The sequence below is a fragment of the Pseudomonas sp. MHK4 genome (genome assembly GCF_054600775.1).
Window position 1 is genome coordinate 557,047 of the sequence record NZ_BAAIAK010000001.1, and the last position, 12,856, is coordinate 569,902.

Sequence of the window (12,856 nt, forward strand, 5' to 3'; positions counted from 1 at the left end):
TATTGCCACGTCTGGCCGTCGCCCGAGACTTTGGTCTAACGCAACCTTCAGGGCGCACCGTTGAGCGGCTGCGTCATTGCATGAGCTTGCCCGATTATTGTGCACGCACAGCGTCTTGCAAACCCGCCCCCCCTGTGAGGGTGGCTCTCGATGCACCGGGTCCCATGCAACGATTGCCTCGACAAACTGGAACGGGTGATCCCGTTTTTTTTCCTGCAATCGGGCGATGGCCAAAGGTTCCGGATGGACGTTCAACGCACCCTATACCGCGAAGACCATGAAATGTTTCGCACCGCCGTGCGACGCTTTCTCGAGCGCGAAGACATGCCTCGCCTGACGGGTCGGGAAGATACCGGTGACGTTGAACGGCGGGTCTGGTTGAAGGCCGGTCGCGAAGGGCTGTTGTGCGTGACCCTGCCGGCGCAATTCGGCGGTGGTGGTGACGTGGGTCATGCCGCGGTGCTGCGTGAGGAGTTTGCCCGGGCAGGGGTCTGTGACCGGGCGTTGTCGCTGCACTCGGACGTCATCGCACCGTGCATCGCCCAGTTGGCCAGCGACGAGCAGAAGCGTCGCTGGCTGCCAGGCGTTTGCAGCGGCGAGGTGGTGTTGGCCCTGGCCGTCACCGAACCCGGAGGCAAACCCCGCAGCAATCCCGGCAGCCTGCAAACTCACGCTGTGCGCCAAGGCCCCGATTACCTGATCAAGGGCAGCAAAGCCGCGGTCGGCAACGGCATGGCCGCCGACCTGATCCTGCTCGTCTGTCGCACCGACGGCAACGACGGTGAGACGGGGGCCAGCCTGATCATGGTTGAAACCGGTCGCCCGGGCGTGCAGCGCATCCGCAGCGCGCCAGGCAGCGCGCAACCGGGCGCCGCCGAGTTGCACCTGGACAACGTACGGGTACCGGCGGGCAACCTGCTGGGCGAAGCGGGCAGGGGCCTGGATTACCTGAATCGGGCAGGCGACCAGGAGCGCCTGTTGGCGGCGATTTCTGCCGCCAGCCGCCTTGAACACCTGCTGGACCTGACCCTGGAGCATCTGCGTCTGCCCGACATCAGCGGCCATTGTTCGTGGGAGTTGCAGCACACCCGCAACAAAGTCGCCGAGATCAAGGCCCGCGCCGTCGCCTTGCGGGTCCTGGTCGATCACTACCTGGACCGGCGCATGCGCCATCCGTTGAGCGCCGAGCACACGGCGATCGCCTATCTATATGCCAGCGACACCCTGCGCAAATGCACCGAGGAACTGGCACGCCTGCGCGCCACCCAGGGCCGCCTGCGCACTCATTCCATTGCCCATGCCACGGTCGAACACGGCATGACCGGCAAGGCCATGCACGAAATCATCGCACAAGCGCTGTGACACCCCTCAAACCAGCAAGGACATCGTCATGAGTCAAAATGCATTAGTAGCCGGCGTCGGCATGATCCCGTTCAGCAAACCGGGCGCGAGCCCCAGTTACATCGACATGGGGGCCGAAGCGGTACGCCTGGCGCTGGCCGATGCCGGCCTGAGCTATGACCAGGTGCAGATGGCGTTTGCCGGTTACGTGTACGGCGACACCACCTGCGGCCAGGCCGTGTTGTACCGGGTGGGCCGCACGGCGATTCCGGTGTTCAACGTCAACAATGCCTGCGCCACCGGTTCCAGCGCGCTGTTCCTGGCCCGTGCCGCCGTCGAAAGCGGCCAGGTCGAATGCGCCCTGGCGGTCGGCTTCGAGCAGATGCGTGCGGGGCCAACCCGCTCCAACTTCGATGACCGCCCGTTGCCCCGTGGCGATTACTTGCCGATCCAGGATGAACTGTGTGGCGACGCCGGTGACATTCCGCGCAACCTGATCACCTTCGGCGGTGCCGGTCGTGAGCACATGCGCAAATACGGCACGCAGATGAGCACCTTCGCCGCGATCCGCGCCAAGGCCAGCCGCCATGCCGCCAACAACCCGTTGGCCTTGTTCAAGAAGATCGTCACCACCGAAGAGGTCATGAATGACCAACTGATGTGGGAAGGGGTCATGACCCGGATGATGGCCTGCCCGCCGACCTGCGGTGCCGCCGCCGCGATCATCTGCTCGCCGGCGTTCGCGAAAAAGCACGGCCTGCGCACTGACGTGGCGATCCTCGCCCAGTCGCTGGTGACCGATCCGGTGGAGTCCTTCGAGCCGAAAACCATGATCGGCTTCGTCGGCGCGCACATGGCCGAACGGGCCGCCGGTGCGGTGTACGAAAAGGCCGGCGTCGGTCCCCAGGATATTCGCGTGGTCGAATTGCATGACTGCTTCGCCCACAACGAACTGTTGACCTATGAAGCCCTGGGCCTGTGCCCGGTGGGTGGCGCGCAGAAGTTCGTGCTCGACGGTGATAACACCTACGGCGGTCGCGTCGTCACCAACCCGTCCGGGGGCCTGTTGTGCAAAGGCCATCCGCTGGGCGCCACGGGCCTGGCGCAGTGTTATGAACTGACCCACCAACTGCGTGGCACCGCCGGTGCGCGACAGGTCGAAGGTTTGCGCCATGGCTTGCAGCACAACCTCGGGCTGGGTGGCGCCTGCGTCGTCACGCTCTACGGCAGGAACTGAGTGATCTGAACGGCCGTGCCAGGCACGGCTTATTCAGCGAAAACAACGGTCGGGGACCTGTCCCCGGCCTGTTTCAAACGCTTTTGCGATGCAGCAAGAAGGAATTGATTGATGACCACCGAGCCCCTTGACTCGCCTACTCGCACACTGCTGCACACCCGCGAAATCATCTGCAAGGGCTATCGGCGCAGCGATGGCCTGTACGACATCGAAGGACGCCTGCAGGACCTGACCAACGAGCCGACCGACCTTCCGTTCCACCGGGTGCCCCAGGGCGGAACGATCCACGACATGCGCCTGGTGATGACCGTCGACGCCGACATGGTGATCCAGCACATCGCCGCTATGACGGCGACCGGTGCCAGCCAGTTCTGTGGTGAAGCGGCGGCCGCTTACTCAGGTTTGGTGGGGCTGAAGATTGCCGCAGGCTTCAAAAAGAACATGAAAGCCATCGTCGGTGGCGAATTCGGTTGCACCCACCTGACCGAACTGCTTGAGCGCATGGCCAACGTGGCGATGCAAACGCTGTTTTCCACCTACCGCGCCGAGGCCAGTCGTCGTCGGGAAACGGGCGCGCAACAGGTCGTCGCGGTGCGCCCATGGGTGATCGGCACCTGTCATGCCTATCGAGAAGAGGGCGATGCCGTGAAGCTGTTATGGCCCGAAGGCTTGCCCAAGGCCTGAACAACACGCGGTCTCCCTGTAGGAGCTGCCGCAGGCTGCGGTCTTTTGATCTTGCTGTTAAACAATCAAAAGATCGCAGCTGTGTGCGAGCCTGCTCGCGATGGTCGTCAACGATGAAGCTGGCGACCTGAATAAACACAGCAAGTTCGGACGAAAGCCGTATCGGCAAATGACGCGCCAAGCCCTACAATGAGCTGCGAAATTTCATGCAGTCGGGACAGCCTTTGTCCCACATCGTTTGTCGCCTGTCCCGCCATTCCGGAAGTGTTCTCCCATGTCGTTACCACCCCGCAAAGACACCGACCTTCGTTCCTCGGCCGACGCTGATCAGTCCATTGCCGACACCAAGGTCGTGCCGCCGCGCGGGGCCCGTCGGCTGGTGCCTCGGGAGAGCCTGTTGCTGCGCCTGCAAGAGGTCCGGCGCCAACGTTGTGTGGTGATCCAGGGCCCTGCCGGGTGTGGCAAAACCAGCACCCTGCTGGCCTGGCGCCGGGAACTGCTGGCGATGAATTTCGAGGTGGCCTGGCTGTCGCTGGGCGCCGAAGACGACGAACCCGGCCGCTTCTGCCATTGCCTGCAAACGAGCCTGGCGCAAGTGCTGCCAGAGCAGGTCCGCGATGCCGGCATTCTGCTCGGTCGCGATAACCAGGACATGGCGGTCGAGCACTGGATCATCACGCTGGTCCAGGGCATCGCCCTGCATTCGCGCGAACTGGTGCTGATGCTCGATGACATGCAGCATCTGCAGGACCGGCGAATCGTCCAGGCGTTGCAATGGCTGATCGACTACGCCCCGCAAAACCTGCACCTGGTATTCGGTACACGGACAGCACTGCCATTTCCGCTGGCCGCCTTGCGCGCACGCGGTCAAGTCAGCGAATTCGACCTGCGCGACCTGCGCTTCAGTCGCAGTGAATCGGAGCTGTTCCTGCGTGAACACCTGGGCGCCATCGATGCCCGCGACGCGGCGACACTGCACGAGCTGACCGATGGTTGGGTCGCCGGCCTGCAATTGTTTGCCGTGGACCTCAAGGCCAAGCAGATGACGCGTTTCGACCGGGTGCAGATTCGCGATGCCATCGGCTTTGCCGACTACTTCGAACGCGAAGTGCTGGTGCGCCTGGAACCGGAAGATCTGCGCCTGCTCACCTGCGCATCGATCTGCGAACGGTTCTGCGCTTCGTTGTGCGCGACCCTGCTTGGCCAGCCCCACGCCATCGCCGGCATGATGATCCAGCTGGCCCGACTCGATGGCGACAATCTGTTCATCACCCAGGTCAAGAGCCACGACCGTGAAACCTGGTACCGCCTGCACCCGCTGTTGGGCAGCGTATTGCGCGCCCGGCTGGCGGCGCGACCGCAACAGGAGCAGGTGCTGCACGCCGTTGCGCGGGGCTGGTTCACCGAACACGAGCACCTCGATGAAGCGGTGCGCCACGCAGTGCGCGCCGGTGATTGCGAAGCGGCGGCCGATATCGTTGAAGCCTGCGCCTATGACTTGCTGGCCAAGGGCAACCTCAGCCAGATCTCCGGTTTGCTCAAGGGTTTGCCGGCGGAACAGACCGCCGAACGTTTCGGCTTGCAGGTGGTAATGGCGCATCTGCAACTCTACTCGCGCAATTTCCAGGCGTTGCAGCAGACCTTGCAGCATCTGCAAGCCCATCACGAAAGGCTTGACCCCCGGCAACGCCATGCAGTGACGGTGCTCAAGGGCAGCCAGGCGATTCACCAGGACGATACGGCGGCGATGCTGTCGATCCTGCCCGAGCTGCTGGCGATCCCCTTTGATGCTGACGATTTTTCCTGGTCGGGGCGCAGTAACACCCTGGCCTGGCTGTACATGTACCAGGGCGAATTCGAGAAAGCGCGCAAGGTCCTCGAGGGCGGCGAGCGACCATTCGGCTCGCCGCGCCGCAGCCTGCTGGGGCGCTGCATGAGTGGCATGAGCCTGGCGCTCGAAGGCCGCGCCACCCAGGCCGAGCACCTCTACCGTGAAGTGCTGGAGGAAGCCGAAAAACATGGGGTGGCCTATCTGGTGGTCAGCACCATGGCCGCCGGTTTGCTTGGTACTGCGTTGTACGAGCAGGGCGATTACCAGGCCGCCTGCCTGTTGCTCGAACCACGGATGAAACTGCTGGAGCAAGTGGCGATCCCCGACACCGTGTTGCAATGCATGCAGACGCTGGCCATGGCCCATTGGCTGGCCGGGCGGCAAACCGAAGCCATGGGCTGTCTGGACCGCCTGGAACAATATGCGAGCCGTTATGGCCTGGACCGTTTATTGGTCTGTGCGCTGCTGGTGCGCATGCGCTGGCTGCAGCAGATTGGCGACGAATCCGCGGCGGACGGCGCGTTGCAGCGCATTCTCCAGACGGCGCAACCACACCAGGCGGCGCAATCTGGCACTGAACTGGAAGTGCGGATCATCGCGCGCCGGGCCGCGATCGAAAGGTCCCTGCATGCCGAGGATTATTCGGCGGCGGCCGAGCGTTTGCCGGCGCTGATCGAGACGTCACAGGATAATCGCCGTTGGCGGCGGGTGGTGGCGATGCGTGTGCAAATGGGCATGATCGAACAGGGCAGGGGGCACGTGGATCAGGCTCGCGAGCAATTAATCGAAGCGTTGCGCCAGGGCCATCGCCTTGGGCTGGTGCGCAGCTTGCTGGATGCGGGGCCGGGGGTTGCTGCGCTGCTCGAATCGCTGATGGCCGAGAATGTCCTGGACCCGGTGTTGACGTTCTACGCGCAACGCCTTCTCGACGTCGCTCATACAGCTGACGCCTGCAGCCAGCAGGCACCGGACACCGAAACCGCCAGCGTGCTGAGCATTCGCGAACTTGACGTGATGAGCCTGGTGGCCCAGGCACTGCCCAACAAGAAGATCGCCCGGGTGCTGAACCTGTCACCGGAAACGGTGAAATGGCACATGAAGAATATTTTCTACAAGCTGGAGGTCACCGGGCGCGACGAGGCCATCGCCAAGGTACGCGACCTGGAACTGAAGCTTCCCGGCAACCCGCAGGTTTGATCAGCCCTGGCGCGGCTTGCCGTGCAGGCTTGGGGTATTGCCGATGAATGTCGCCTTGCCCCGGGCCACCAGGCGTTCGCCATCGAGCAGGTCGAGGCTGGCATGGGACAACGAGCGCCCGATCCGGTGAATCTGAACGTGAGCTTCGACCCATGCACCCAGATTGGCCGGGCTGAGGTAGTCCATGCTCAGGTTGATGGTCGCGGGGGGTAGGTCGGTCGCTGCCGCCAGTCTTAACGCGCGTCCGAACGCGGTGTCGGCCAGGGTCGCAAGAAAACCGCCGTGGGCGATGCCCAGTGGGTTGAGGTGTTCGGGGCGAATGCGCGCGGCCAGTACCGAGCGTTCCTCATGGACATACAGGCCGGTGCAATGCACCACGAAACCGACGCGCCCCATCGGCACGAAACCGGCGAGCGGTTTGTCCTCGTGGGCGGCAGCTTCAAAGGGTTCAGGAATTGAATTCATTGGCATGTGCTCTGTGGGAGCGGGCTTGCTCGCGAAGGCGTAGGCACAGTCAATATAAAAGTCGCCTGACACACCGCTTTCGCGAGCAAGCCCGCTCCCACAAGGGGGGTGGTGGATGGGCTTATAGCGTGCGCGCAATCAGCTCTTTCATGACTTCATTGGAGCCGCCGTAGATGCGCATCGGCCGCGAATTGACGTACAACCGGGCGATCGGGTACTCCATCATGTAGCCATAGCCGCCGTGCAATTGCAGGCACTCGTCGATGATCTGGCAGGCTTGCGTGGAGGTCCACCACTTGGCCATGGCGGCCGTGGACGGGTCCAGTTCGTGCTTGACCATCTTGTCCAGGCAATCGAAGACAAAGGTGCGGGCAATGGTCACGGTGGTCTGCATTTCCGCCAGTTTGAAGCGGGTGTTCTGCATGTCCAGCAATGGCTTGCCGAACAGCTTGCGATCATGGGTGTATTTAATGGTTTCCTCCACCGCACGCTCCATGGAGCCCAGGGCGTTCATGGTGATGAACATGCGTTCTTCGGGCAGTTGCTGCATCAGCTGGATGAAACCCTTGCCTTCTTCCGGCCCGAGCAGGTTGGCCACCGGCACGCGCACGTCATCGAAGAACAACTCCGAGGTGTCCTGACCTTTCTGGCCGATCTTGTCGAGGATCCGTCCACGGCGGAAGCCCGGCAGGTCCTTGACCTCAAGGCCAATGATCGACATGCCCTTGGCACCCAGGGATGGGTCGGTCTTGCATACCAGCAGCACCAGGTCGGCGTGGAAGCCATTGGTGATGAAGGTTTTGGAGCCGTTGATGACGTAGTGATCACCCTCACGGATGGCCTTGGTCTTGACGTTCTGCAGGTCGGTGCCGGCGCCGGGTTCTGTCATGGCAATGGCTGCGACCATCTCGCCGGTGGCCATTTTCGGCAACCAGCGCTGTTTCTGCTCTTCGCTGGCGTAGCGCAGGATGTAGTGCGCGCAGATGGCGCTATGGACGTTGGTGCCCAGGCTGGTGGCGATCCCACGGGCCAGTTCGTAGCCGATGATCGCGTTGTGCGCGTGGCTGCCACCGCCGCCGCCGTATTCTTGCGGAATCGCCGGGCACAGCATGCCCATCTCGCCGGCCTTCAGCCAGGTTTCACGGTCCACGTGCTGCTGCTTGGCCCAACGCTCTTCGTGGGGCACCAGTTCCTCGGCGGTAAAACGACGAACCGATTCCTGGAAGATCGCCAGGTCTTCGGTCAGCCATGCGGGTCTGTATTCGCTCATGTGAATCCTCGGTAGTTGATGGGACGGGGACTCTTGCCATGCTGGGCGCAGCGCGGATATTCAGCGAGCGCCGAAGGGATGATGCTGCGGAGTAGGCGGGGGATCGTTCGAAGGGATGTTCCGGGGGAGTAGGACGGTACTTTCCTGTGACTGCGGTTGAATGCAAAACCTGCGGCCAGCCAAAATCATTGTGGGAGCTGGCTTGCCAGCGATGGGTCCGGCGCATTCAACATCCATTTCGCCTGATACACCGCCTTCGCTGGCAAGCCAGCTCCTACAGTTGATTCGGGTTTGCGCCTGAGCCTGTATCCGCCGCATGACCCCTGTAGGAGCTGGCTTGCCAGCGAAGGCGGCCTGACAGCCGACCTCGATTTTTGGGCCGTACCTATACCCCTCCATCCAGGTCAAATCCCTCCTGCATTACTCCCTCCCAACGTTCCTAGGAACGCCTCCCACTACCTCCGCAACTTCATCCCTTCGACGGTCGTAGCACCGTTGCGGGCAAACCTAGGATGAATCCCCACAAGAACCTACCGGCCGGCAGGTACGACAACCGAACGTGAATGCCAAAAGGAAATTCATCCATGAGTGAAAAAGTCGTAGTCGCCGGGGTCGGCATGATCCCCTTCGCCAAGCCGGGTGCCAGCCCCAGCTACACCGACATGGGCGCCGAAGCCGTGCGCCTGGCCCTGAAGGACGCAGGCATTGCATACGACAAGGTGCAGATGGCCTTCACCGGTTACGTGTTTGGCGACTCCACCTGCGGCCAGACCGCCCTGTATGAAGTAGGTCGCACCGGCATCCCGATCGTCAACGTCAACAACAACTGCTCCACCGGTTCCACCGCGCTGTATCTGGCCCGCGCTGCCGTGCAGAGCGGTCAGGCGGAGTGCGTGCTGGCCCTGGGTTTCGAGCAGATGCAGGCGGGTGCGCTCAAGTCGCACTGGGATGACCGTCCACAGACCCGGGCCAGTGTGGTCCACGTGCTCGAAGGCCTGACCCGCGACGTCGACCTGCCGCGTGCACTGAAAACCTTCGGCGGTGCCGGTCGCGAACACATGCAGAAGTACGGCACCCGCATGGAAACCTTCGCCGCCATCCGCGCCAAGGCCAGCCGCCATGCCGCGAACAACCCGTTGGCCCTGTTCAAGAAAGTGCTGACCACCGAAGACGTGATGAATGACCAGCTGCTGTGGCCGGGCGTGATGACCCGCCTGATGGCCTGCCCGCCGACCTGTGGCGCGGCGGCGGCGATCATCTGCTCGCCTGCCTTCGCCAAGAAACACGGCCTGCGCAGTGACGTGGTGATTCTCGCGCAGTCGATGGTCACCGATCCGGTGGAGTCCTTCGATCCGCCTTCGATGATCGCCTATGCCGGCTTCCACATGACCCAGCGCGCCGCGCAATTGGTCTACGAGCAGGCCGGCGTCGGCCCGCAGGACGTGCGAGCCGTGGAGTTGCATGACTGCTTCGCCCACAACGAGCTGCTGACCTACGAAGGCCTGGGCCTGTGTGCCGTCGGTGGCGGCGAACAGTTCGTCCTCGATGGCGACAACACCTTCGGCGGCCAGGTGGTGACCAACCCGTCCGGCGGCCTGCTTTCCAAGGGCCACCCATTGGGCGCCACCGGCCTTGCCCAGTGCTTTGAATTGACCCACCAGCTGCGCGGTACTGCCGACAAACGCCAGGTCGAGGACCTGAACATCGCCCTGCAACACAACCTCGGCCTGGGCGGCGCCTGCGTGGTCACGATGTACGGGCGCAACTGAGTTTTCCATAACAACAAGAGGAGTGAGACACATGGCTGACAAGAGCCTGATCGGGCACAAGCTCGATAAATTCAGCGTCGATGTGGAGAAGGGCCGCCTGCGTTTCTTCGCCAAGGCGATCGGCGAAACCGATCCGGTGTACAGCAGCGAGGCGGCCGCCATCGCCGCGGGCCACAAGGCCCTGCCGGTACCGCCGACCTTTCTCAAGTGCCTGGAAGGTGAAGGTCGTGACCTCACCACCTTTCTCAAGCTGGTGGACTTCGACCTGGGCCGCATCCTGCACGCCGAGCAGTCGTTCGTGTACCACGCGATGGCCTACGCCGGTGATGTGCTGACGTTCGACGCCGCCATCACCGATGTCTACGAGAAAAAGGGCGGGGCCCTGCAGTTCGTGGTCATGGAATCGCGGGTCACCAACCAGGACGGCGTGCACATCGCCGATGTCCGCTCGTCCCTCGTACAGCGCTGAGGAAATGTCGATGACGCTCTCTAACACCACCCACGCGCAGTTCTCCGATATCCAGGTTGGCGATGTGATCCCGCTGCTCGAATTGCAACCGGTCAACCGCACCACCCTGGCCCTGTACTGCGGCGCGTCGGGCGATCACAACCCGATCCACGTCGACATCGACTTCGCCCGCAAATCGCGCATGCCCGACGTGTTCGCCCACGGCATGTTGTCGGCCGCCTACCTGGGTCGCCTGTTGACCCAATGGGTACCGCAGCAACAAGTGCGCAGCCTGTCGATCCGCTTCACCGGCATCACCCAGTTGGGTCACATCCCGACCTGCACCGGAAAAATCACCGAGAAGTTCGAAGAAAACGGTGAGAAACGCGTGCGCCTGCAGATCCGTTGCGCCAACCAGTACGGCGAAGAAAAGCTCGCGGGCGTTGCTGTCGTAGCCCTGTCCTGAACCCCTCAACCCCATTTCCCAGGAACAATAAAAATGAAAAAGCTTGAAGGCAAAGTCGCTCTGGTTACCGGCTCCGGCCGTGGCATTGGTCGTGAAGTCGCCCTGCAATTGGCCGCCTACGGCGCGAAAGTCGTGATTAACGACCTGGATGCCGAACCGGCTGACGAAGTGGTCGCCGAGATCCGCGCCGCCGGCGGCGAAGCCGTGGCTTGCGTGGGCAGCGTCACGGCGCCGGACTTCGCTGACCGTTTCGTGCAGACCGCCGTCAAGGCCTATGGCTGCATCGACATCATCGTCAACAACGCCGGTTTCACCTGGGACAACGTGATCCAGAAGATGAGCGACGAGCAGTGGTACGCGGTCATCGACTGTCACCTGACCGCGCCGTTCCGCATTCTGCGTGCCGCCCAGCCGATCATCAGTGCCCTGGCCAAGAAAGAAGCTGCCGAAGGCCGAGAAGTGCTGCGCAAGGTGGTGAACATTTCCTCCGGCGCTGCTGGCGGTAACGTTGGCCAGTCCAACTACTCCTCGGGCAAATCCGGGATTCTGGGCCTGACCAAGACCCTGTCCAAGGAGTGGGGCCGCCTGAAAGTCAACGTCAACGCCGTCGCGTTCGGCTTGATCGATACGCGCCTGACCCAGGCCCTGGCTGGCGATGACAGCAAGACCGTGAACATCGAAGGTCGCGAAATCAAGGTCGGCGTGCAGCAGGCGCGTCTCGACGGTGTGGCCGCCACCATCGCGTTGGGTCGTGTCGGCAAACCGGAAGAAGCCGCGGGTGCAGTGGTGATGTTCTGCCTGCCGGAATCCAACTTCTGCTCCGGCCAGGTCATCTACTGCGGCGGTGGTCCAGGTTCCAACTTCTAAGATTGTTGCGCTGTGCCCTGGTAAGCAGGGCCAACGATTCGTCGAGCTTGTTGCCCGCCCGCGGGTAACAAGCCCAAGAACTTGAGGTGTTTGCAATGCTGGAAAATTACCGCTCCCCGTGGATGACCGAGGACCTGGAGTCGTTCAACGACATGGTCATGCGCTTCGGCAAGGAATACATGGAGCCCAATGAACTGAAGTGGCGTGAGCAGCACTGCGCCGATCGTAGCGCGTGGCTCAAGGCGGGTGAACTGGGCCTGATCCTTCCGGATGTCTCGCAAGAATACGGCGGTGCGGGTGGCGACATCGGCCACTACGTGTGCGTGGTCAATGCGATGAGCACCTTCGGCGGCGGCCTGGGCCTTGGCCTGAGCCACATCGTCGCGCACTACATCCTCGAATCCGGCACTGAAGCACAGAAGAAGCACTGGCTGCCAAAAATCGGTTCCGGCGAGATCATCTGCGCCATCGCCATGACTGAACCCGGTGCTGGTTCCGACCTGCAATCGGTGCGCACCCGTGCCGTGAAGCAGGGCGACAAGTACGTCATCAATGGCGCCAAGACCTTCATCAGCAATGGCCAGACCTGCGACATGGTGCTGGTGATCGCCAAGACCGACATCACCCAGGGCGCCAAGGGTGTTTCGCTGTTCATGGTCGACACCAACACCCCGGGTTTCCGTCGCGGCAAGCTGCTGAGCAAAGTCGGCATGCACGCCCAGGACACCTCGGAAATGTTCTTCGACGACGTTGAAGTGCCAGCCGATTGCCTGCTTGGCGAAGTGGAAGGGCAAGGGTTCTACACCCTGATGAGCCAGCTGCCTTACGAGCGGGCGCAGATCGGCGTCGGCGCTGTGGCGGTAATGGAGCGCGCCCTGCGCCTGACCGTGGAGTACACCAAGGATCGCAAGGCCTTCGGCAAACCGGTAATCGACTTCCAGAACAGCCGCTTCGTGCTGGCGGACGCCAAGGCGACGGTCATGGCGGCCAGGACCTTCGTCGACCTGATCATCCAGCGCTGGATCGACGGCACCCTCGACACCACCCTGGCGTCGATGGGCAAGTTCTGGCTGACCGAACGCCAGGGCGAAGTGCTTGATCGCTGCCTGCAACTGTTCGGTGGCTACGGCTACATGAACGAGTATCCGATTGGCCGCATGTGGGCCGATGCGCGGGTGGCACGCATCTACGGCGGTTCCAACGAGATTCAGCGCGAGGTTGTTGCGCGTTCGCTGTGACAACAGGGCCGAACCCGTCTGTGGTCGGCACGACAGCCACGTC

11 protein-coding genes are annotated in these 12,856 nt (G+C 62.5%); 9 read left to right on the forward strand and 2 right to left on the reverse strand.

Annotated elements, in window-relative coordinates:
* Positions 1 to 150: 150 nt before the first annotated feature.
* The 4 genes from ACYP2Q_RS02380 to ACYP2Q_RS02395 all read left to right on the forward strand — a co-directional run bounded on the left by ACYP2Q_RS02380 (position 151) and on the right by ACYP2Q_RS02395 (position 6,290).
* A complete protein-coding gene (locus ACYP2Q_RS02380; RefSeq protein ID WP_459728999.1) occupies positions 151 to 1,362 on the forward strand; it encodes an acyl-CoA dehydrogenase family protein in 1,212 nt (403 codons plus the stop codon).
* A gap of 28 nt (positions 1,363 to 1,390) precedes the next feature.
* Positions 1,391 to 2,578 carry a lipid-transfer protein gene (locus ACYP2Q_RS02385; RefSeq protein WP_459729000.1) on the forward strand — a complete coding sequence of 396 codons (1,188 nt, stop codon included), beginning with the start codon at positions 1,391 to 1,393 and terminating at the stop codon, positions 2,576 to 2,578.
* Between the two features lie 111 nt (positions 2,579 to 2,689).
* Positions 2,690 to 3,262 (forward strand): DUF2889 domain-containing protein, encoded by a 573-nt coding sequence (locus ACYP2Q_RS02390; protein WP_459729001.1) that lies wholly within the window; start codon positions 2,690 to 2,692, stop codon positions 3,260 to 3,262.
* Positions 3,263 to 3,536: 274 nt separating this feature from the next.
* Positions 3,537 to 6,290, forward strand: coding sequence for a LuxR C-terminal-related transcriptional regulator (locus ACYP2Q_RS02395; protein ID WP_459729002.1), 2,754 nt, complete (start codon positions 3,537 to 3,539; stop codon positions 6,288 to 6,290).
* Here ACYP2Q_RS02395 and ACYP2Q_RS02400 read toward each other — a convergent pair whose 3' ends face one another.
* Positions 6,291 to 6,755 (reverse strand): PaaI family thioesterase, encoded by a 465-nt coding sequence (locus ACYP2Q_RS02400; RefSeq protein ID WP_459729003.1) that lies wholly within the window; start codon positions 6,753 to 6,755, stop codon positions 6,291 to 6,293.
* Between the two features lie 121 nt (positions 6,756 to 6,876).
* Positions 6,877 to 8,025, reverse strand: a complete 1,149-nt coding sequence (locus ACYP2Q_RS02405) for an acyl-CoA dehydrogenase family protein (RefSeq protein ID WP_459729004.1) — start codon at positions 8,023 to 8,025, stop codon at positions 6,877 to 6,879.
* A gap of 584 nt (positions 8,026 to 8,609) precedes the next feature.
* Between ACYP2Q_RS02405 and ACYP2Q_RS02410 the strand changes: the two genes are divergently transcribed.
* From ACYP2Q_RS02410 to ACYP2Q_RS02430, 5 genes are all read left to right on the forward strand, one after another.
* On the forward strand, positions 8,610 to 9,794 hold the full coding sequence (locus tag ACYP2Q_RS02410) for a lipid-transfer protein (RefSeq protein ID WP_459729005.1): 1,185 nt from the start codon (positions 8,610 to 8,612) through the stop codon (positions 9,792 to 9,794).
* A 31-nt stretch (positions 9,795 to 9,825) separates the two neighbouring features.
* Positions 9,826 to 10,263: a MaoC family dehydratase N-terminal domain-containing protein gene (locus ACYP2Q_RS02415; RefSeq protein ID WP_459729006.1), complete on the forward strand. Its 438-nt coding sequence runs from the start codon at positions 9,826 to 9,828 to the stop codon at positions 10,261 to 10,263.
* Positions 10,264 to 10,273: 10 nt separating this feature from the next.
* On the forward strand, positions 10,274 to 10,708 hold the full coding sequence (locus ACYP2Q_RS02420; protein WP_459729007.1) for a MaoC family dehydratase: 435 nt from the start codon (positions 10,274 to 10,276) through the stop codon (positions 10,706 to 10,708).
* Positions 10,709 to 10,741: 33 nt separating this feature from the next.
* Positions 10,742 to 11,575: an SDR family NAD(P)-dependent oxidoreductase gene (locus tag ACYP2Q_RS02425; RefSeq protein ID WP_459729008.1), complete on the forward strand. Its 834-nt coding sequence runs from the start codon at positions 10,742 to 10,744 to the stop codon at positions 11,573 to 11,575.
* A 95-nt stretch (positions 11,576 to 11,670) separates the two neighbouring features.
* Positions 11,671 to 12,813: an acyl-CoA dehydrogenase family protein gene (locus ACYP2Q_RS02430; RefSeq protein ID WP_459729009.1), complete on the forward strand. Its 1,143-nt coding sequence runs from the start codon at positions 11,671 to 11,673 to the stop codon at positions 12,811 to 12,813.
* Positions 12,814 to 12,856: the final 43 nt, after the last annotated feature.

What these genes read in the sequence shown, in the direction of transcription:
- ACYP2Q_RS02380 (WP_459728999.1), top strand. Translation starts at nt 151, where the DNA reads ATGCACCGGGTCCCATGCAACGATTGCCTCGACAAACTGGAACGGGTG.
- ACYP2Q_RS02385 (WP_459729000.1), top strand. Translation starts at nt 1,391, where the DNA reads ATGAGTCAAAATGCATTAGTAGCCGGCGTCGGCATGATCCCGTTCAGC.
- ACYP2Q_RS02390 (WP_459729001.1), top strand. Translation starts at nt 2,690, where the DNA reads ATGACCACCGAGCCCCTTGACTCGCCTACTCGCACACTGCTGCACACC.
- ACYP2Q_RS02395 (WP_459729002.1), top strand. Translation starts at nt 3,537, where the DNA reads ATGTCGTTACCACCCCGCAAAGACACCGACCTTCGTTCCTCGGCCGAC.
- ACYP2Q_RS02400 (WP_459729003.1), bottom strand. Translation starts at nt 6,755, where the DNA reads ATGAATTCAATTCCTGAACCCTTTGAAGCTGCCGCCCACGAGGACAAA.
- ACYP2Q_RS02405 (WP_459729004.1), bottom strand. Translation starts at nt 8,025, where the DNA reads ATGAGCGAATACAGACCCGCATGGCTGACCGAAGACCTGGCGATCTTC.
- ACYP2Q_RS02410 (WP_459729005.1), top strand. Translation starts at nt 8,610, where the DNA reads ATGAGTGAAAAAGTCGTAGTCGCCGGGGTCGGCATGATCCCCTTCGCC.
- ACYP2Q_RS02415 (WP_459729006.1), top strand. Translation starts at nt 9,826, where the DNA reads ATGGCTGACAAGAGCCTGATCGGGCACAAGCTCGATAAATTCAGCGTC.
- ACYP2Q_RS02420 (WP_459729007.1), top strand. Translation starts at nt 10,274, where the DNA reads ATGACGCTCTCTAACACCACCCACGCGCAGTTCTCCGATATCCAGGTT.
- ACYP2Q_RS02425 (WP_459729008.1), top strand. Translation starts at nt 10,742, where the DNA reads ATGAAAAAGCTTGAAGGCAAAGTCGCTCTGGTTACCGGCTCCGGCCGT.
- ACYP2Q_RS02430 (WP_459729009.1), top strand. Translation starts at nt 11,671, where the DNA reads ATGCTGGAAAATTACCGCTCCCCGTGGATGACCGAGGACCTGGAGTCG.